Here is a 19,830-nt window from a genome sequence, read left to right on the forward strand (position 1 = left end):
AAGCGTTTTCGTTCCGGGATTGTGCCATTCATGCGCTATTGCGTCTCTCTTCTCTGCCTGTTTTGCGTGCTCACCTCCTCGCAGGTGTGGGCTGCGCCTGCCCAGCAATTATTTTCTGACTGGCAGGTGACCTGCAATAACCAGAATTTTTGCCTCGCACGCAATACCGGTGAACACCGGGGGCTGGTCATGACGCTCAGCCGCAGTGCCGGCGCGAAAACCGACGCTACGCTGCGTATCGATCTCGGCGGCCTTGCTGACCCTGCCGTGAAAGAAGCGGATATTGCGCCGCGGTTGTTGCTGGATAAGGTTCCTCTCAAGCTGGATCGGCAGCACTGGCAGTTAACCCCGTGGCATCTGAAAAGTGATGATGCCGCCACCATCACGGCGTTTCTGAAAAATATCCAGGAAGGAAAAGCCCTGACCTTGCGCGGCGGTGACCAGGTTATCTCTCTGAACGGCCTGAAAGCCGCGCTGTTGTTTATTGACGCGCAGCAGAAACGTGTCGGGAGTGAAACGGCCTGGATTAAAAAAGGTGACGATCCGCCGTTAAGCGTGCCGCCTGCACCCGCCTTAAAAAAGGTGGCGGTAGTCAATCCGACGCCGACGCCGCTCTCCCACGCCGAATTGAACGACCTGCTGGATTATGGCACCTGGCGGATGAACAACAGCCAGTGCTCGCTCGATCCTAACCGCCGTGAAGTGCGCGTTACCGCGTTAACCGATGAAAAAGCATTGCTGATTATTAGCTGTGAGGCAGGGGCGTATAACACGGTCGATCTGGCCTGGCTGGTATCGCGCAAAAAGCCGTTTTCTTCCCGCAGTGTAAGGCTGCGTCTGCCTTTCACCCCTGCAGACGATAGCAGTGAAATCGAATTGATGAATGCCCGCTTTGATGAGAAAACGCGCGAGCTGACTACGCTCGCGCTGGGGCGCGGTATTGGCGATTGTGGGGTCCAGACGCGCTGGCGTTTTGACGGCCAGCGTTTCCGCCTGGTGCGTTATGCAGAAGAGCCCAGCTGCGATAACTGGAATGGGCCAGATGCCTGGCCCACGTTGTGGATCACGCGCTAAATTACGCTCAGCGCCTTCTCAACCACATTCTCAACGGTAAAGCCAAAATACGGGAACAGCTTGTCGGCAGGCGCCGACTCGCCGTACCCACGCATCCCGACGATAGCACCTTTCAGCCCGACATATTTGTACCAGTAGTCGGCGATACCCGCCTCGACGGCCACACGGGCTGCGACGTTAGAGGGCAGGACCGATTCACGGTAGGCCTCATCCTGAGCATCAAAAATGTCGGTGGACGGCAGGGATACCACGCGTACCGCATGACCTTCGGCGGTCAGTTTTTCCGCAGCCTTCACGGTAATTTCCACCTCAGAACCGGTAGCAATCAGGATGACATCCGGTTTGCCGCCGCTGTCTTTCAGGATGTACCCGCCGCGGGCGATATTTTTTACCTGCTCCGGCGTGCGTTCAATCTGGGCCAGGTTTTGCCGCGACAGAATTAATGCCGTTGGCCCCGTGTGGCGCTCAACCGCCAGCTTCCAGCCAACCGCCGCTTCGACCTGATCGCACGGACGCCAGGTGCTGAAGTTTGGCGTTAAACGCAGGCTCGCCAGCTGCTCAACGGCCTGATGCGTGGGACCGTCTTCACCCAGACCAATCGAATCGTGGGTGTAGACCATGATCTGCCGCGCTTTCATTAATGCCGCCATACGCGCCGCGTTACGGGCATACTCAACGAACATCAGGAAGGTGGCGGTGTAGGGCACAAACCCGCCGTGATGGGCGATGCCATTGGCAATGGCGGTCATCCCGAACTCACGCACCCCGTAGTGGATATAGTTTCCGGCAATATCCTCTTTCAGCGATTTTGAGCCAGACCAGATGGTCAGGTTACTTGGAGCCAGATCTGCGGAGCCGCCCAGCAGTTCGGGCAGGAGGGGGCCGATGGCGTTCAGCGTGTTTTGCGAGGCCTTACGGGTGGCAATTTTCGCCGGGTTAGACTGCAGATTTTCAATCAGCGCCTGGGTTTTCGCTTCCCAGTCCTCCGGCAGGCCACCGCTCATGCGACGCGAGAATTCAGCGGCCAGTTCCGGGTGGGCTTTTTGATAGGCGGCAAATTTTTCATTCCACGCGTGCTGGGCTTTTTCACCCTCTTCGCGGGCGTCCCACTCGCGGTAGATCTCTTTCGGGATCTCAAACGGTGGGTATTTCCAGCCCAGTTTCTGCCGGGTCAGCGCCACTTCTTCTTCACCCAGCGCCGCGCCGTGGGCTTCCTCTTTACCCGCTTTGTTCGGTGAGCCGAAACCGATGGTGGTGCGACAGATGATCAGGGACGGTTTGTCCTTCACGCTTTGCGCTTCCTGAATCGCTTTTTTCACCGCTTCTGGGTCGTGGCCGTCAATTTCATGCACTACGTGCCAGTGGTAGGCCTCAAATCGTTTTGCCGTGTCGTCGGTAAACCAGCCTTTGGTCTCCCCGTCGATGGAGATACCGTTGTGATCGTAAAATCCGATCAGCTTGCCCAGCCCCAGCGTGCCCGCCAGCGAACAGACTTCGTGAGAAATCCCCTCCATCAGACAGCCGTCACCCATAAACACATAAGTGTAGTGATCGACAATCTCGTGGTCTGGCTGGTTAAACTGCGCCGCCAGCGTGCGTTCGGCAATCGCCAGCCCGACCGCGTTGGCTAACCCCTGGCCGAGCGGCCCGGTGGTGGTCTCCACACCCGGCGTATAGCCTATCTCCGGGTGGCCCGGGGTTTTTTGCAGCTGGCGGAAGTTTTTTAACTCGGATAGCGGCAGGTCGTAGCCGGAAAGGTGCAGCAGGCTGTAGAGCAGCATGGAGGCGTGGCCGTTAGAGAGAATAAAACGGTCACGATCGTACCAGCTGGGGTCGTTCGGGTTGTGCTTCAGGAAATCATTCCACAGCACTTCGGCAATGTCAGCCATGCCCATGGGGGCGCCAGGGTGGCCGGAATTGGCCTTCTGCACGGCATCCATACTGAGGGCGCGAATGGCATTGGCTAGCTCTTTACGGGACATAATTCACTCCGTGGCAAGGTTAAAGTTTGGCGGCAAGAAGATCTTCAAGTTTGCGCTGGTCGACGGCGAACAGGCGGATGCCTTCCGCCAGTTTTTCGACGGCCATTGCGTCCTGATTGTGCTCCCAGCGGAATTCCGCTTCGGTCATGGCTTTAGGTTTGGGGAGAACGGTTGATGTGGGCACCAGTTTGCGGATAACCGTCTCCTCTTTGTCCTGCAGCTCTTTAAGCAGGTTAGGGGAGATGGTCAGGCGGTCACAGCCTGCCAGGGCGAGGATCTGCTCGGTACGGCGGAAGCTGGCGCCCATCACGATGGTTTCGTAGCGGTGCTGTTTGTAATAGTCGTAGATATTACGCACCGATTTCACGCCCGGGTCCTCATCCACCACGTACGGATCCATCGGCTGTTTAGCCTGATACCAGTCATAGATTCGCCCGACGAACGGAGACACCAGGAAGACGCCGGCTTCGGCACAGGCGCGCGCCTGCGCAAAGGAGAACAGCAACGTCAGGTTGCAATGGATCCCCTCTTTTTCCAGAACTTCCGCCGCGCGGATCCCTTCCCAGGTTGAGGCCAGCTTAATCAGAATGCGCGATTTATCGATGCCCTGCTCCTGGTAGAGCTCAACCAGGCGGCGGGCTTTCGTGATGCTCTTCTCCTGGTCGAAGGAGAGGCGGGCGTCCACTTCGGTAGAGACGCGTCCCGGGATGCTTTTCAGAATTTCCGCACCGAAATTAACGGCCAGCTTGTCGCTCGCTTCGGCGACCTGCTGCTCCTGTGTTTTACCGCGCTGTTTACCGTAGTCGATAGCGTCATCAATCAGATGACTAAAATGAGCAAGACCGGCCGCTTTGAGCAGCAGCGAAGGGTTAGTGGTCGCATCTTCGGGCTGATAGTGGCGAATCGACTCGATATCACCGCTGTCGGCGACCACGGTAGTGAATTGTTTGATGCCGTCTAGTTGGTTCATAAATAATTACTCCTTGGAAATAAAAGAGTTACTCGAGTGCGTTAGTTCACACTTCTGCGAAAATCATGATGGACTTAACAAAAAAGCATAGCAGACGGGGGAGGCATTGCTTTCTGAGACGGGTAACATGGTTGTTATAAATTGATAACAATTTTTATTCTGCAATGGTGAGAGTTTGGCAGCCTTCAAAGTTTATGTGGCTGCCTGCGGCGATACTAGGCGGCACACCAGGGTGTGCTTCAGGATCGCAAACGTCACCCTTTTGACCGATACGTGAAAGGAAAAATAAGATGGATGATCAGTTAAAACAGAGTGCTCTCGATTTCCACGAGTTCCCTGTCCCAGGTAAAATTCAGGTCTCCCCGACAAAACCGCTGGCGACTCAGCGCGATCTGGCACTGGCCTATTCGCCCGGCGTCGCGGCGCCGTGCCTCGAAATCGAAAAAGATCCGCTGGCAGCCTATAAATACACCGCGCGTGGCAACCTGGTCGCCGTGATCTCTAACGGGACGGCGGTGCTGGGATTAGGCAATATTGGTGCGCTGGCCGGTAAGCCCGTGATGGAAGGCAAGGGCGTTCTGTTCAAGAAATTTGCCGGTATTGACGTGTTCGATATCGAAGTGGATGAGCTCGATCCTGATAAATTCATCAATGTGGTTGCCGCGCTGGAACCGACCTTCGGTGGGATCAACCTCGAAGACATCAAAGCGCCGGAATGTTTCTATATCGAGCAGAAACTGCGCGAGCGTATGAACATTCCCGTGTTCCATGATGACCAGCACGGTACCGCGATTATCAGCACCGCGGCCATTCTGAACGGTCTGCGTGTGGTTGAGAAAAATCTCTCTGACGTCCGTATGGTGGTCTCCGGCGCAGGCGCGGCGGCAATCGCCTGTATGAACCTGCTGGTGGCGCTGGGCATGCAGAAGCACAACATTGTGGTCTGCGACTCCAAAGGCGTTATCTACAAGGACCGTGAGCCGAACATGGCGGAAACCAAAGCGGCCTACGCGGTAGAAGACGACGGTAAACGCACGCTGGAGGACGTGATTGACGGCGCGGATATCTTCCTTGGCTGTTCAGGCCCGAAAGTGCTGACCCAGGAGATGGTGAAGAAAATGGCGCGTGCGCCAATGATTCTGGCGCTGGCAAACCCGGAGCCGGAAATTCTGCCGCCGCTGGCAAAAGCCGTGCGTGAAGATGCCATTATCTGTACCGGTCGTTCCGATTACCCGAACCAGGTGAACAACGTTCTCTGCTTCCCGTTCATCTTCCGCGGGGCGCTGGACGTGGGCGCGACGGCGATCAACGAAGAGATGAAGCTCGCGGCCGTTCATGCCATTGCGGAACTGGCGCATGCCGAGCAGAGCGAAGTGGTCGCCTCGGCGTATGGTGACCAGGATCTGAGCTTTGGCCCGGACTACATCATTCCAAAACCATTCGACCCGCGTCTGATTGTCAAAATCGCCCCGGCGGTTGCTAAGGCGGCAATGGACTCCGGCGTGGCGACGCGCCCCATCAAAGATTTCGATGCTTACGTCGATAAGCTCACCGAGTTTGTCTACAAAACCAACCTGTTTATGAAGCCCATTTTCTCCCAGGCGCGTGCCGACGCGAAACGCGTGGTGCTGGCGGAAGGGGAAGAGGCGCGCGTTCTGCATGCCACGCAGGAGCTGATCACCTTAGGTCTGGCGAAGCCAATCCTGATCGGTCGTCCGAGCGTTATCGAGATGCGTATTCAGAAGCTGGGGCTGCAGATCAAAGCGGGTGTGGATTTTGAGATCGTTAATAACGAATCCGATCCGCGCTTTAAAGAGTACTGGAACGAATACTACGCGATCATGAAACGTCGCGGGATCACCCAGGAGCAGGCGCAAAAGGCCGTGATCAGCAACACCACGGTGATCGGGGCGATCATGGTCCATCGCGGTGAAGCGGATGCGTTGATCTGCGGCACGATCGGTGATTACCACGAGCACTTCAGCGTGGTGCAGGAGATCTTCGGCTATCGCGAAGGGGTCCACACCGCCGGGGCGATGAACGCGCTGCTGCTGCCAAGCGGCAACACCTTTATTGCCGACACCTACGTTAACGACGATCCGAGCCCGGAAGAGCTGGCGGAGATCACCGTGATGGCGGCAGAAACCGTGCGTCGCTTTGGTATTGAACCGAAGGTGGCGCTGCTGTCGCACTCCAACTTCGGTTCGTCGAAATCAGCGGCGGCGTGCAAAATGCGCCAGACGCTGGAGCTGGTTCGCCAGCGTGCGCCGGAACTGATGATTGACGGCGAGATGCACGGTGATGCTGCGCTGGTGGAGAGCATTCGTAACGAACGCATGCCGGACAGCCCGCTGAAAGGTTCTGCAAACGTGCTGATTATGCCGAACGTGGAAGCGGCCCGCATCAGTTACAACCTGCTGCGTGTCTCCAGCTCTGAAGGGGTCACCGTAGGACCGGTGCTGATGGGCGTGGCGAAGCCAGTGCACGTGTTGACGCCGATTGCTTCGGTGCGTCGTATCGTGAATATGGTGGCACTGGCGGTGGTTGAAGCGCAGACGCAGCCGCTGTAAGCGCTGCGCCTGCCGGCATTACACCCAGTCCCGAATCGTAATAAAATCTTTCAGGGCAGCCTCCGGGCTGCCTTCTTTTGGCTCGTAGCTGTACTCCCAGCGAACCAGCGGCGGCATCGACATCAAAATGGACTCCGTGCGCCCGCCGGTCTGCAGGCCAAACAGCGTACCGCGATCCCATACCAGGTTGAACTCTACGTAGCGCCCACGGCGGTAAAGCTGGAACTCGCGCTCACGCACGCCGTAGTCGGTATCTTTACGTCGCGCCACGATCGGCAGATAGGCCCCGGTATACCCTTCACCTACCGCCCGCATAAAGCTGAACGCGGTATCAAAATCTGGCGTGTTGAGATCGTCAAAGAACAGCCCGCCAATGCCGCGCTGCTCATCGCGGTGCTTCAGATAAAAATAGTCATCGCACCATTTTTTAAATTTCGGGTAGATGTCGTCCCCAAACGGCTGACAGAGATCGCGTGCGGTGGTGTGCCAGTGCACGGCATCTTCTTCAAACCCGTAGTAGGGCGTTAAGTCAAAACCGCCGCCAAACCACCAGACCGGATCGGCCCCGGGTTTTTCAGCAATGAAAAAGCGCACGTTGGCATGGCTGGTCGGCACATACGGATTGTGTGGATGAACCACCAGCGATACGCCCATTGCTTCGAAGCTGCGGCCTGCCAGTTCTGGTCGATGAGCCGTGGCGGAAGCGGGCATCGCGTCTCCGTGGACGTGGGAAAAATTGACGCCAGCCTGCTCAAAGATGCCGCCGTTACGCAGCACGCGGCTGCGTCCGCCGCCACCGGCTTCGCGCTGCCAGCTATCTTCCTGAAATTCACCGCCATCTGCGGCGGCCAGTTTCTGGCAAATCTCATCCTGCAGCTGCAGCAGGAATGTTTTTACCAGCTGTGCATTGGGTTTCATCAACGTTTCCTGGAGTGCGCTTTCTGGTTATCGAACCAGTTGAAGTAACTGATTATGCCTGAGGCGATGGCGTTGGCGATCTTCTGGCGAAACGCGGTGGTGCCGAGCAGGCGTTCTTCCTCCGGGTTGGTGATGAACGACGTCTCCACCAGCACGGACGGAATTGACGGCGACTTAAGCACCACGAACGCCGCCTGTTCGGTGCTCCTGCTGTGCAGGCGATGCACCGGTTTAATCTTCTTCAGAATATGCGAGCCGAGCGTCAGGCTGTTTTTAATGGTGTCCGTCTGAACGAGGTCAAACAGCACCTGCTGTAACAGATGATCTTTGTCGGTGGCTTTTTTCCCCGCAACCTCATCCGCCCGGTTTTCACGATCGGAGAGATATTTCGCCATGGCGCTACTCGCCCCACGGTTGGAGAGGGCGAACACCGAAGCCCCCGCCGCCGACGGGTTGGTAAAACCGTCCGCGTGAATCGACATAAACAGATCGGCACCGTGCTGGTGGGCGATCTCTACGCGGTCGTACAGCGGAATAAACGTGTCGCCAGAACGCGTCAGGCGGGCGTCAATGCCATTGCTGCGTAAAATTGCGCGCACATTTTTTGCAATCGCTAACACGACATGCTTTTCTTTCGCACCGTTTTTACCAATAGCGCCGGTATCAATTCCGCCGTGACCGGGGTCCAGCATGACCAGACGCTTCGCGCCCGGCTTTTTCGATTTCGGTTTACTGTGTCCGTTACTGGTTTTGAGCGTGCTCTCTTCTTTAGCCTGAGCCTGCTGTGCGATGCCCGTTAACGTTAAGGCCGCCAGCCCCGCTTTGAGAACCTGACGACGCGATGTGAGTGCTTTTAATGGTTTGAATGTGCTCATGCGGCCTGAATTGTAAAAATTGGGGTCCTGGTGTTATATCGTATCGTGATTAGCGTTACGACAGTCCTTATTGAGAATTGTTTTACTTTTCATTTCAATACGTGACAAAGTGACATTATGCCAAATTTTGGCGAGTTTTTCCCCGGTTATTGGCTAAACGCGATGTTCACGCCATAATCACTGTTTTTAAACCCGAAAAGGCGGTTAATACCATGGAGATACGCGTTTTTCGCCAGGAAGATTTCGAAGAGGTGATCACCCTTTGGGAGCGCTGCGATCTGCTGCGTCCGTGGAACGATCCGGAAATGGATATTGAACGTAAGCTGAATCACGACGTCAGTCTGTTTCTGGTGGCAGAAGTCAACGGCGAGGTGGTGGGAACAGTGATGGGCGGGTACGATGGCCATCGCGGCTCGGCCTATTATCTGGGCGTGCACCCGGAATTTCGTGCGCGCGGCATCGCCAATGCGCTGCTCAATCGACTGGAAAAGAAACTGATTGCCCGCGGCTGCCCGAAGATTCAGATCATGGTGCGGGAAGATAACGACGTGGTGCTGGGCATGTATGAACGCCTGGGTTATGAACACGCGGACGTACTGAGCTTAGGTAAGCGCCTGATAGAAGATGAAGAGTACTGAGATCCATCCGGCAGATTATGATGCGCAAGGGCGTGTCAGGCTGCCCTTTTTGTTCTGGTGCGTTTTGCTGCTGCAGGCCCGTACCTGGGTGCTGTTTGTGATGGCCGCCGCGTCGCGCGGGCAGGGCGATACCCTTCTGACGCTCTTTTATCCCGATCACGATGCCTTCTGGCTCGGCTTGCTGCCGGGCGTGCCGGCAGTGATGGCGTTTTTATGCAGCGGGCGACGGCATACGATCCCGCGCCGGTGGGGTGCGCTTCGCTGGCTGCTGATCCTCGCTCAGCTTGCGCTGCTCGTCTGGCAACCGGTGCTCTGGTGGAGCGGTGAACCGCTTACGGGGATCGGTATTGCGCTGCTCGTGGCGGATATCGTGGCGCTGCAGTGGCTGCTGACGAATCCCCGCCTTCGCGCCTGTTTTACGCATCAGGAAGATTAACCTGGCACTTTTTGCCGATACCGCACTCCAACAAGCGTTGATTTAACACGTAAGGACGTTTCAATGAAATCGGTGCGTTTACTTTTATGCGCTCTCCCGCTGGCGTTAACCGGCTGTTCAACGCTCTCATCAATTAACTGGTCTGCGGCCTATCCGTGGAACTGGTTTGGCTCTTCAACGGAAGTGACCGAGCAGGGCGTGGGTAAAATTACCGCCGCGACGGCGCTGGATCAGGACGCCCTTCAGGATGCACTGGGTGGCGGTTATCGCCTGCGCAGCGGCATGAAAACAGAAAACGGCAATATCGTGCGTTATTTCGAAGCGCTGAAGGGTGACACGCTGGCGCTGGTGATTAACGGTGATAAAGGCACGGTAAACCGCATTGCTGTGATGGACGACGACATCCCAACCGAAAGCGGTGTGAAAGTGGGAACCCCGTTTAGCGAACTCTATAAACAGGCCTTCGGCAACTGCACCAGTGCCCCGTCTGACGACGGCGTGGCGGTGGAATGTAAAGCGCAGGGCAGCCAGCACATCAGCTATTTCTTCACCGGTACCTGGAGTGGTCCGGAAGGTTTAATGCCGTCTGACGACACGCTGAAAAGCTGGAAAGTGAGCAAAATTATCTGGAAGCAGTAATTTGCGCCTGAACAAACCGTCTCGCTGAAATACGGGTATAATAGCCGCCATCAATGCCACGCTGACGTGGCATCTTTATTTCAGGAGGAGCGATGTCTCAGGTTCAGAGTGGCATTTTGCCAGAACATTGCCGCGCGGCGATTTGGATTGAAGCCAATGTTAAAGGGGATGTGGATGCCCTGCGTGCGGCCAGTAAAGCGTTCGTTGATAAGCTGGCCACCTTCCAGGCCAAATTCCCGGACGCCCATCTGGGCGCGGTCGTTGCCTTTGGTCATAACGTCTGGCGTCAACTGAGCGGTGGCGAAGGCGCCGAAGAGCTGAAGGATTTTATCCCTTACGGTAAAGGCCTGGCACCCGCAACGCAGTTCGACGTGCTGATCCACATTCTCTCGCTGCGTCATGATGTGAACTTCTCCGTTGCCCAGGCGGCGGTTGCGGCTTTTGGTGACAGCATTGACGTTCAGGAAGAGATCCACGGTTTCCGTTGGGTGGAAGAACGCGACCTGAGCGGCTTCGTTGACGGAACTGAAAACCCGGCGGGTGAAGAGACGCGTCGTGAAGTGGCGGTGATCAAAGACGGTGTCGACGCGGGCGGCAGCTATGTGTTCGTCCAGCGCTGGGAGCACAACCTCAAGCAGCTGAACCGCATGAGCGTGCATGACCAGGAGATGATGATTGGCCGTACGAAAGAGGCCAACGAAGAGATCGACGGCGATGCCCGTCCTGTCACCTCTCACCTGAGCCGCGTTGACCTCAAGGAAGACGGGAAAGGTCTGAAGATTGTTCGCCAGAGCCTGCCATACGGCACAGCAAGCGGTACCCACGGTCTTTACTTCTGTGCGTACTGCGCGCGCCTGCATAACATCGAACAGCAACTGCTGAGCATGTTTGGCGATACCGACGGCAAGCGTGACGCCATGCTGCGCTTCACCAAACCGGTGACCGGCGGCTACTACTTCGCCCCGTCCGTCGAGCGTCTGCTGGCGCTGTAAGTGCTGTCCACCCTCTCCCGCACGGAGAGGGCTGGGGTGCGGACCATGACGGGCTGCACCCTTATTCTCTTTTCTGCTTGTAAATCACCAAACGGTATATAAAACCGTTACTCCTTTCGTCCTCGTTATAAATATTATGACTATAAGATAGTCATCACATTTATAAGGGTGCGCAATGGCCGTTACTGTACTGAAAAAAGGATCGCTGGCACTGGCAGGTTTGCTGCTGGTGGCACAGGCGCAGGCTACTGAGCTGCTGAACAGTTCGTATGATGTTTCCCGCGAGCTGTTTGCCGCCCTTAACCCACCGTTTGAACAGCAGTGGGCGAAAGACAACAACGGCGACAAGCTGACCATAAAACAGTCACACGCAGGGTCGTCCAAGCAGGCGCTGGCCATTCTCCAGGGGCTGAAAGCGGATGTGGTGACCTATAACCAGGTCACTGACGTGCAGATCCTGCACGACAAAGGCAAGCTGATCGCCGCTGACTGGCAGAGTCGTTTGCCGAACAACAGCTCACCGTTCTACTCCACCATGGGTTTCCTGGTGCGTAAGGGCAACCCGAAAAATATCCACGACTGGAATGACCTGGTGCGTTCCGACGTGAAGCTGATTTTCCCGAATCCAAAAACCTCCGGTAACGCGCGCTATACCTATCTGGCAGCGTGGGGCGCGGCGGACAAAGCTGACGGTAACGATAAAGCGAAAACCGAGCAGTTCATGACCCAGTTCCTGAAAAACGTCGAGGTGTTTGATACCGGCGGTCGCGGCGCGACCACGACCTTTGCAGAGCGCGGCCTGGGCGATGTGCTGATCAGCTTTGAGTCGGAAGTGAATAATATCCGCAAACAGTACGAGGCGCAGGGTTTCGAGGTCGTTATCCCGAAAACCAATATCCTCGCCGAGTTCCCGGTAGCGTGGGTAGATAAAAACGTGCAGTCCAACGGCACAGAGAAAGCGGCAAAAGCTTACCTCAACTACCTGTACAGCCCACAGGCGCAGACGATCATTACCGATTACTACTACCGCGTGAATAACCCGGATGTGATGAACAAACTGAAGGATAAATTCCCGCAGACCGAGCTGTTCCGCTTGGAAGACCATTTCGGCTCCTGGCCTGATGTCATGAAAACGCATTTTGCCAGCGGCGGTGAGTTAGACAAATTGCTGGCGGCGGGGCGTAAGTAATGTTTGCAGTCTCTACCAGACGTGTGCTGCCGGGCTTTACCTTAAGCCTCGGGACCAGCTTGCTGTTCGTCTGCCTGATCTTATTGTTGCCGCTCAGCGCGCTGGTGATGCAGCTTGCGCAAATGAGCTGGGCGCAGTACTGGGAAGTGATAACCAACCCGCAGGTCGTCGCAGCCTATAAGGTGACGCTGCTGTCGGCGTTTGTGGCGTCCATTTTTAACGGGGCCTTTGGCCTGCTGATGGCGTGGATCTTAACCCGCTACCGTTTCCCGGGCCGTACGCTGCTCGACGCGTTAATGGACCTGCCGTTTGCGCTGCCGACGGCGGTGGCGGGGTTAACCCTTGCCTCGCTCTTTTCCGTGAACGGGTTTTACGGTGAGTGGCTGGCGAAGCTTGATATCAAAGTGACCTATACCTGGCTCGGTATCGCGGTCGCGATGGCGTTTACCAGCATTCCTTTTGTTGTACGCACCGTGCAGCCAGTACTCGAAGAGTTAGGCCCTGAATACGAAGAAGCAGCGGAAACGCTGGGTGCCACGCGCTGGCAGAGCTTCCGCAAGGTCGTCCTGCCTGAGCTTTCTCCGGCGCTGCTGGCCGGTATCGCGCTGTCGTTTACCCGTAGCCTCGGTGAGTTCGGCGCGGTTATTTTCATTGCCGGGAACATTGCGTGGAAAACCGAAGTCACCTCGCTGATGATTTTTATCCGCTTACAGGAGTTTGATTACCCGGCGGCGAGCGCAATTGCCTCGGTCATTCTTGCCGCATCGCTGCTGCTGCTCTACTCAATTAACACTCTGCAAAGTCGCTTTGGTCGACGCGTGGTAGGTCACTGATGGCGGAAGTTACTCAATTGAAGCGATACGATGCTCCCCGTATCAACTGGGGAAAATGGTTTCTGATTGGTACGGGCGTGCTGGTGTCCGCCTTCATTCTCGTCGTGCCGACGATTTATATTTTTGTTCAGGCGTTCAGCAAGGGGTTGATGCCCGCGCTGGAAAACCTGGCGAACCCGGATATGCTGCACGCCATCTGGCTAACCGTACTGATTGCGCTTATCACGGTACCGGTCAACCTGGTGTTCGGTACGCTGCTGGCCTGGCTGGTAACGCGTTTTAACTTCCCGGGACGTCAGCTGCTGCTGACCCTGCTGGATATCCCGTTTGCCGTGTCGCCGGTAGTGGCCGGTCTGGTATATCTGCTCTTCTACGGCTCTAACGGCCCGCTGGGCGGCTGGCTGGATGAGCATAACCTACAGGTCATGTTTGCCTGGCCGGGCATGGTGCTGGTCACGGTGTTTGTAACCTGTCCGTTTGTGGTGCGCGAACTGGTCCCGGTGATGTTAAGCCAGGGCAGCAACGAAGATGAAGCGGCAATTCTGCTGGGCGCATCCGGCTGGCAGATGTTCCGCCGCGTGACGCTGCCGAATATTCGCTGGGCGCTGCTCTACGGCGTCGTGCTGACCAATGCCCGCGCCATTGGCGAGTTCGGTGCAGTTTCGGTCGTCTCGGGCTCCATCCGCGGCGAAACGCTGTCGTTACCGTTACAGATTGAATTACTGGAACAGGACTACAACACCGTCGGTTCCTTTACTGCCGCAGCGTTACTGACGCTGATGGCGATTTTGACCCTGTTTTTGAAGAGTGTGGTGCAGTGGCGTTTAGAGAACCAGGAAAAACGTCAGCACCAGGAGGGAAATCATGAGCATTGAGATTGCCAATATTAAGAAGTCTTTTGGTCGCACCCAGGTGCTGAATGATATCTCGCTGGATATCCCTTCCGGACAAATGGTGGCACTGCTCGGGCCGTCTGGCTCGGGTAAAACCACGCTGCTGCGCATTATCGCCGGGCTTGAGCATCAGACCAGCGGACATATTCGTTTTCACGGTACCGACGTAAGCCGTTTGCACGCCCGCGACCGTAAAGTGGGCTTTGTGTTCCAGCATTACGCGCTGTTCCGCCATATGACCGTGTTCGATAACATCGCTTTCGGTCTGACCGTGCTGCCTCGCCGCGAGCGTCCGGATGCGGCCACCATCAAAGCGAAAGTGACCAAACTGCTGGAGATGGTACAGCTTGCGCATCTGGCTGACCGCTTCCCGGCGCAGCTTTCCGGCGGCCAGAAGCAGCGCGTCGCGCTGGCGCGGGCCCTGGCCGTTGAGCCGCAAATTCTGCTGCTGGATGAGCCGTTTGGCGCGCTGGATGCGCAGGTGCGTAAAGAGTTACGCCGCTGGCTGCGTCAGCTGCATGAAGAGCTGAAGTTTACCAGCGTCTTCGTCACCCACGATCAGGAAGAGGCGATGGAAGTCGCGGACCGCGTGGTGGTGATGAGCCAGGGGAACATCGAGCAGGTTGATGAGCCAGAGCAGCTCTGGCGTGAACCGGCGACCCGATTTGTCCTCGAGTTTATGGGCGAAGTTAACCGGCTGCAGGGCACCATCCGCGGTGGGCAATTCCACGTGGGCGCACACCGCTGGCCGCTGGGATACACCTCCGCACATCAGGGGCCGGTCGATCTGTTCCTGCGTCCCTGGGAAGTGGACGTGAGCCGCCGGACGAGTCTGGATTCACCGCTGCCGGTGCAGGTGCTGGAAGCTAGCCCTAAAGGGCACTACACCCAATTGGTGGTACAACCGCTGGGCTGGTATACCGAGCCGCTGACGGTGGTGATGCGTGATGACGAGCCGCCGTACCGGGGCGAACGCCTGTTTGTTGGGCTGCAGCATGCCCGTATTTATCATGGCAATGAGCGCATAGAGACGCGCGAGGATATTGCTCTGGCGGAGTCAGCCTGATAGGTTAATGACACGTAGTTTGACCGGAGGCGCTGCGCTTAGCCGGTCTGGAATATGATCTCCGTATGCCCGGAGCGCTGCGCGCCACCGGGCTTTTTATTGGACAGCGATCTTGAACACATTAGAACACACCATCGGCAACACCCCTCTGGTCAAACTTCAGCGCATGGGGCCGGACAACGGCAGCGAAATCTGGGTCAAACTCGAAGGCAATAACCCTGCCGGTTCGGTGAAGGACCGGGCTGCGTTGTCCATGATTGTGCAGGCCGAAAAACGCGGTGAAATTCAGCCCGGCGACGTGCTGATTGAAGCCACCAGCGGTAACACCGGTATTGCGCTGGCAATGATTGCCGCGCTGAAAGGCTATCGCATGACGTTGCTGATGCCCGATAACATGAGCCAGGAGCGCCGTGCGGCGATGCGCGCCTATGGTGCCGAACTGATTCTGGTCTCTAAAGAAGAGGGGATGGAAGGGGCGCGCGACCTGGCGCTAGCCATGGCCGAACGCGGTGAAGGCAAACTGCTCGATCAGTTTAATAACCCGGATAACCCGTACGCTCACTACACCACTACCGGTCCGGAAATCTGGCAGCAGACCAACGGGCGCATCACTCACTTCGTCTCCAGCATGGGCACGACAGGGACCATTACCGGCGTATCCCGTTTTCTGCGCGAGCAGGAAAAGGCGGTAACGATTGTGGGTCTGCAGCCGGAAGAGGGGAGCAGCATACCGGGTATTCGCCGCTGGCCGGCGGAATACATGCCGGGCATTTTTAACGCCCAGTTGGTGGATCAGGTGCTGGATATTCATCAACGCGAGGCGGAGAATACGATGCGTGAACTGGCCGTGCGTGAAGGTATCTTCTGCGGGGTCAGCTCGGGTGGCGCGGTAGCGGGAGCATTGCGTGTTGCGCAGGCACATCCCGGGGCTGTCGTGGTGGCGATTATCTGCGACCGCGGCGATCGCTATCTTTCTACCGGCGTCTTTGGTGAAGAGAGTTATACGCAGGGGGCGGGGATTTAAGCGTCATGGAGATGATTTTATTCCGGGATAACACCCGGGCGCAGCAAACCGATATTGTCGCGGTACAGTCGCAGGTGGTTTACGGCAGCGTGGGGAACAGCATTGCGGTGCCGAATATTCGTACCCACCGGCTGACCGTCACCGCCGTGCCGACCGTGCTGTTCAGCAACACGCCGCACTACGATACCTTTTACGGCGGCGTGATCCCCGATGAATGGTTCAGCGGGTATCTTAAGGCGCTGGAAGAGCGCGAGATCCTGCGCGAGCTTAAAGCCGTTACCACGGGCTACATGGGCAGCGCCAGCCAGATAAAATGCCTGGCGCAGTGGCTCACCGCGATCAAAGCGCAGCATCCTGACCTGCTGGTGTTGGTTGACCCCGTTATTGGCGATATTGACAGTGGGATGTATGTGAAACCTGATATCCCTGAAGCGTATCGGGAGTACCTGCTGCCACTGGCGCAGGGGATCACGCCTAACGTCTTTGAGCTGGAAGTGCTAAGCGGCAAACCGTGTCGTACGCCTGAAAGTGCTATAGCGGCAGCGCAGGGGTTACTTTCCGACACGCTGAAATGGGTGGCCATCACCAGTGCGCCGGTGGCGGACGATCCGGAGAATATTCACGTGGTGCTGGTTACCCGAGACGGTGTGACCGTCAGTGCGCATCCGCGTGTTGAAACGGACCTGAAAGGCACGGGCGACCTCTTCTGTTCAGAGCTGGTGAGCGGGATCGTTGAGGGCAAAACCGTTGCCGATGCGATTCGCATGGCAGGAGACCGCGTCACAGACGTGATGATTTATACGCAGTCGAAAGGCTACGACGAGCTTATCCTGCCCGCATAAACAAAAATGGCGCCCGAAGGCGCCATTTTTCTGTGCGGCAAGAATTACTTCTTGATGCGGATAACCGGGGTTTCACCCACGGTGACGCTGCCAGACAGTTTGATCAGTTCTTTGATTTCGTCCATGTTGGAGATAACAACCGGCGTCAGGGTAGACTTGGCTTTTTCTTCCAGCAGTGGCAGATCGAATTCAATGACCGGGTCGCCAACTTTAACACGCTGGCCTTCTTCCGCGATACGTTTGAAGCCTTCGCCTTTCAGTTCAACGGTGTCGATACCGAAGTGAACGAACAGTTCGATACCGCTATCAGATTCGATAGAGAACGCATGGTTGGTTTCAAAAATTTTACCGATGGTGCCGTCAACTGGAGCAACCATTTTGTTGCCAGTTGGTTTGATAGCAATGCCATCACCAACGATTTTCTCAGCAAACACTACATCCGGCACGTCTTCGATGTTGACGATCTCGCCGGAGAGCGGAGCAACAATCTCAATAGTTCCGGAGTCTTTCTTATCATCAGAAACCAGAGATTTCAGTTTATCGAACAAACCCATGATCTTCTCCTAAGCAGTAATTTGGGCCGCATCTCGTGGATTAGCAGATTGTTTTTTCTTCAATGAACTTGTTAACCAGCGTCATTAACTCGTCCGTTGTCGGTTGAGCAAGAGCCTGCTCTGCTAACACCTTCGCATCTTCGAAGTTCGTGTTACGGATAATCTTCTTAATGCGCGGGATGGAAATGGCGCTCATAGAGAATTCGTCCAGACCCATACCCAGCAACAGAAGTGTAGCACGTTCGTCGCCTGCAAGCTCACCACACATGCCAGTCCATTTACCTTCTGCATGAGAAGCATCAATAACTTGCTTGATCAAGTTCAGTACGGACGGTGACATTGGCTGGTAGAGATGTGAAATCATATCATTACCACGGTCAACTGCCAGGGTGTACTGCGTTAAATCATTGGTACCGATACTAAAGAAATCAACTTCTTTGGCTAAATGACGCGCAATGGTCGCCGCCGCAGGTGTTTCCACCATCACGCCGATCTCAATTGACTCGTCAAATGCTTTACCTTCGTCGCGCAGTTCCTGTTTGTAGATTTCGATCTCTTTCTTCAGTGCACGCACTTCTTCAACAGAGATGATCATCGGGAACATGATGCGCAGTTTACCGAAAGCAGACGCACGCAGGATAGCGCGAACCTGATCGCGCAGGATCTCTTTACGATCCATCGCGATACGAATCGCACGCCAGCCCAGGAACGGGTTCTCTTCTTTCGGGAAGTTCATGTACGGCAGCTCTTTGTCGCCACCGATATCCATGGTACGGACGATAACCGCCTGAGAGCCACACGCTTCAGCCACAGCTTTGTACGCAGCAAACTGTTCTTCTTCAGTTGGCAGCGCGTCACGGTCCATGAACAGGAATTCAGTACGATAGAGACCCACACCTTCCGCGCCGTTGCGCTCAGCGCCATCGACGTCACGTACGGTACCGATGTTTGCGCACACTTCAACCTGATGACCGTCCAGAGTGATGGCAGGCAGGTCTTTCAGCTTAGCGAGTTCCGCTTTTTCAGTCGCAACCTGCTCCTGAACCGCGCGCAGTTTTTCGATCTCTTCGTTAGTTGGGTTGACGTAAACCACGTTGTTTACGGCATCCAGAATCAGATAATCGTCGTTTTTGACCTGAGAGGTGACGCTACCGGTACCCACAATGGCAGGCAGTTCCAGAGAACGCGCCATGATAGAGGTGTGGGAGGTACGCCCGCCCGCGTCAGTGATGAAACCGAGGACCTTTTTCAGGTTCAACTGTGCGGTTTCAGACGGGGTCAGATCGGCGGCAACCAGGATGACTTCATCCTGAATAGCGCTCAGGTCGATAATGGCCAGACCCAGGATGTTGCGCAGCAGGCGCTTACCGATGTCACGTACGTCAGCCGCACGCTCTTTCAGGTATTCATCATCCAGTTCTTCCAGGGCAGTTGCCTGACCTTCGATAACTTCATGCGCAGCAGCGTCTGCCGTCATGCTTTTATCTTTAATCAGGGCTATGATTTCCTGCTCCAGCTCCTCATCTTCGAGCAGCATGATGTGCCCTTCGAAGATGGCTTCTTTTTCTTCACCGAAAGTTTCGCCAGCTTTAGTCTTGATTGCTTCCAGTTGCGCAGATGCCTTGGCACGACCGCTCAGAAAACGTTCAACTTCCTGATCAACCTTGTCGGCAGAAATTTTTTTCCGGTCGATGACGATCTCGTCTTCTTTCAGCAGCAGTGCTTTGCCGAAAGCGATACCCGGGGATGCTAAAATGCCTGAAATCATAACCCTACCTTACTTGTGACTGATATTTAAAAGAACCCGGAAACTTACTCGAGCTCAGCCATCAGTTTTACCAGATGCTCAACTGCTTTCTGCTCGTCTTCACCTTCAGCAGAGATGGTGACAACGGTACCCTGAGTCAGACCCAGAGTCTGCAGTTTGAACAGGCTTTTTGCGCTGGCGCTTTTGCCGTTGGAAGTCACAGTGATTTCAGAAGTGAAGCCTTTCGCTTCTTTAACAAACTGAGCAGCAGGGCGGGTGTGCAGACCGTTCGGAGCGGTAATGGTAACTTCTTGCTGGAACATTGTATTTCCCCAACTTATAGGTTTAGTGTTGTGGAACTAAAGTCTAGCCTGGCGACTTAACTTTAGCCTGTATTGTTAGCGCTGACGTTTCGATCGTCATTAAACATTATGCAGCGAAAGCAAGACTTGAACCAAATCATAAAATCGATTCAGCAAGGCTATTTCGTTCACTGATTAATTTCACGCATCAAAATAATTGCTGGTTTAAATACCAGACCCAACGGGGTGAATCAATGCCAGGAGGGGTAAAACTTTGAAGCAGGCC

Annotated in this window: 19 protein-coding genes; 12 read left to right on the forward strand and 7 right to left on the reverse strand. The window is 55.7% G+C overall.

Annotated elements, in window-relative coordinates; translation table 11 throughout:
* Window positions 1-30: 30 nt before the first annotated feature.
* Window positions 31-1,074 carry a DUF1176 domain-containing protein gene (locus AAIR21_RS15355; protein ID WP_020883076.1) on the forward strand — a complete coding sequence of 348 codons (1,044 nt, stop codon included), beginning with the start codon at window positions 31-33 and terminating at the stop codon, window positions 1,072-1,074.
* Here the strand turns inward: AAIR21_RS15355 and tkt are convergent.
* Together tkt and tal are read right to left on the reverse strand one after the other, a co-directional pair.
* The gene (gene tkt, locus AAIR21_RS15360; protein ID WP_434681444.1) at window positions 1,071-3,056 is read right to left on the reverse strand and encodes a transketolase; all 1,986 of its coding nucleotides are present in this window, start codon (window positions 3,054-3,056) and stop codon (window positions 1,071-1,073) included. The two genes, AAIR21_RS15355 and tkt, sit on opposite strands and share 4 nt — an antisense overlap.
* Before the next feature lie 19 nt (window positions 3,057-3,075).
* On the reverse strand, window positions 3,076-4,026 hold the full coding sequence (tal, locus tag AAIR21_RS15365; protein WP_014171101.1) for a transaldolase: 951 nt from the start codon (window positions 4,024-4,026) through the stop codon (window positions 3,076-3,078).
* A gap of 290 nt (window positions 4,027-4,316) precedes the next feature.
* Here tal and maeB point away from each other — a divergent pair, with 290 nt between their 5' ends.
* Window positions 4,317-6,596 (forward strand): NADP-dependent oxaloacetate-decarboxylating malate dehydrogenase, encoded by a 2,280-nt coding sequence (gene maeB / locus AAIR21_RS15370; protein WP_014171100.1) that lies wholly within the window; start codon window positions 4,317-4,319, stop codon window positions 6,594-6,596.
* 18 nt (window positions 6,597-6,614) lie between these two features.
* Here the strand turns inward: maeB and hemF are convergent, their stop codons facing one another.
* Window positions 6,615-7,514: an oxygen-dependent coproporphyrinogen oxidase gene (hemF, locus tag AAIR21_RS15375; protein ID WP_025203494.1), complete on the reverse strand. Its 900-nt coding sequence runs from the start codon at window positions 7,512-7,514 to the stop codon at window positions 6,615-6,617.
* Window positions 7,514-8,389 (reverse strand): N-acetylmuramoyl-L-alanine amidase AmiA, encoded by an 876-nt coding sequence (amiA, locus tag AAIR21_RS15380; protein ID WP_014171098.1) that lies wholly within the window; start codon window positions 8,387-8,389, stop codon window positions 7,514-7,516. Before amiA ends, hemF begins: the two co-directional genes overlap by 1 nt.
* 212 nt (window positions 8,390-8,601) lie before the next feature.
* Here amiA and AAIR21_RS15385 point away from each other — a divergent pair, with 212 nt between their 5' ends.
* From AAIR21_RS15385 to pdxK, 10 genes are all read left to right on the forward strand, one after another.
* Window positions 8,602-9,027: a GNAT family acetyltransferase gene (locus tag AAIR21_RS15385; protein WP_020883079.1), complete on the forward strand. Its 426-nt coding sequence runs from the start codon at window positions 8,602-8,604 to the stop codon at window positions 9,025-9,027.
* Window positions 9,014-9,463, forward strand: a complete 450-nt coding sequence (locus AAIR21_RS15390; RefSeq protein WP_183516117.1) for a DUF2919 domain-containing protein — start codon at window positions 9,014-9,016, stop codon at window positions 9,461-9,463. The genes AAIR21_RS15385 and AAIR21_RS15390 overlap by 14 nt, the downstream gene beginning before the upstream one ends.
* Window positions 9,464-9,526: 63 nt before the next feature.
* Window positions 9,527-10,102: an RpoE-regulated lipoprotein gene (locus AAIR21_RS15395; protein ID WP_183516118.1), complete on the forward strand. Its 576-nt coding sequence runs from the start codon at window positions 9,527-9,529 to the stop codon at window positions 10,100-10,102.
* A gap of 92 nt (window positions 10,103-10,194) precedes the next feature.
* Entirely contained in the window at window positions 10,195-11,094 is a 900-nt protein-coding gene (locus AAIR21_RS15400) for a Dyp-type peroxidase (RefSeq protein WP_014171094.1), read from the forward strand.
* 175 nt (window positions 11,095-11,269) lie between these two features.
* Window positions 11,270-12,283 (forward strand): sulfate ABC transporter substrate-binding protein, encoded by a 1,014-nt coding sequence (locus tag AAIR21_RS15405; RefSeq protein ID WP_183516119.1) that lies wholly within the window; start codon window positions 11,270-11,272, stop codon window positions 12,281-12,283.
* Window positions 12,283-13,116 (forward strand): sulfate/thiosulfate ABC transporter permease CysT, encoded by an 834-nt coding sequence (cysT, locus tag AAIR21_RS15410; protein WP_020883084.1) that lies wholly within the window; start codon window positions 12,283-12,285, stop codon window positions 13,114-13,116. Before AAIR21_RS15405 ends, cysT begins: the two co-directional genes overlap by 1 nt.
* Window positions 13,116-13,991, forward strand: coding sequence for a sulfate/thiosulfate ABC transporter permease CysW (cysW, locus tag AAIR21_RS15415; RefSeq protein WP_020883085.1), 876 nt, complete (start codon window positions 13,116-13,118; stop codon window positions 13,989-13,991). Before cysT ends, cysW begins: the two co-directional genes overlap by 1 nt.
* Window positions 13,981-15,075: a sulfate/thiosulfate ABC transporter ATP-binding protein CysA gene (gene cysA / locus AAIR21_RS15420; protein ID WP_014171090.1), complete on the forward strand. Its 1,095-nt coding sequence runs from the start codon at window positions 13,981-13,983 to the stop codon at window positions 15,073-15,075. The genes cysW and cysA overlap by 11 nt, the downstream gene beginning before the upstream one ends.
* A gap of 112 nt (window positions 15,076-15,187) precedes the next feature.
* Window positions 15,188-16,099, forward strand: a complete 912-nt coding sequence (gene cysM, locus AAIR21_RS15425) for a cysteine synthase CysM (protein ID WP_049023278.1) — start codon at window positions 15,188-15,190, stop codon at window positions 16,097-16,099.
* A 5-nt stretch (window positions 16,100-16,104) separates the two neighbouring features.
* Entirely contained in the window at window positions 16,105-16,941 is an 837-nt protein-coding gene (gene pdxK / locus AAIR21_RS15430) for a pyridoxine/pyridoxal/pyridoxamine kinase (protein WP_014171088.1), read from the forward strand.
* 44 nt (window positions 16,942-16,985) lie between these two features.
* On the opposite strand, the gene crr is transcribed toward pdxK, so the two are convergent.
* From crr to ptsH, 3 genes are read right to left on the reverse strand one after another with little or no spacing between them, the layout of a single operon-like run.
* A complete protein-coding gene (gene crr / locus AAIR21_RS15435) occupies window positions 16,986-17,495 on the reverse strand; it encodes a PTS glucose transporter subunit IIA (protein WP_003861316.1) in 510 nt (169 codons plus the stop codon).
* A gap of 40 nt (window positions 17,496-17,535) precedes the next feature.
* A complete protein-coding gene (gene ptsI, locus AAIR21_RS15440; protein WP_014171087.1) occupies window positions 17,536-19,263 on the reverse strand; it encodes a phosphoenolpyruvate-protein phosphotransferase PtsI in 1,728 nt (575 codons plus the stop codon).
* A 44-nt stretch (window positions 19,264-19,307) separates the two neighbouring features.
* The gene (ptsH, locus tag AAIR21_RS15445; protein WP_000487600.1) at window positions 19,308-19,565 is read right to left on the reverse strand and encodes a phosphocarrier protein Hpr; all 258 of its coding nucleotides are present in this window, start codon (window positions 19,563-19,565) and stop codon (window positions 19,308-19,310) included.
* Window positions 19,566-19,830 lie beyond the last annotated feature (265 nt).

It is taken from the genome of Enterobacter sp. PTB (assembly GCF_051130085.1).
In the GTDB taxonomy this organism is placed as follows: domain Bacteria; phylum Pseudomonadota; class Gammaproteobacteria; order Enterobacterales; family Enterobacteriaceae; genus Enterobacter; species Enterobacter ludwigii.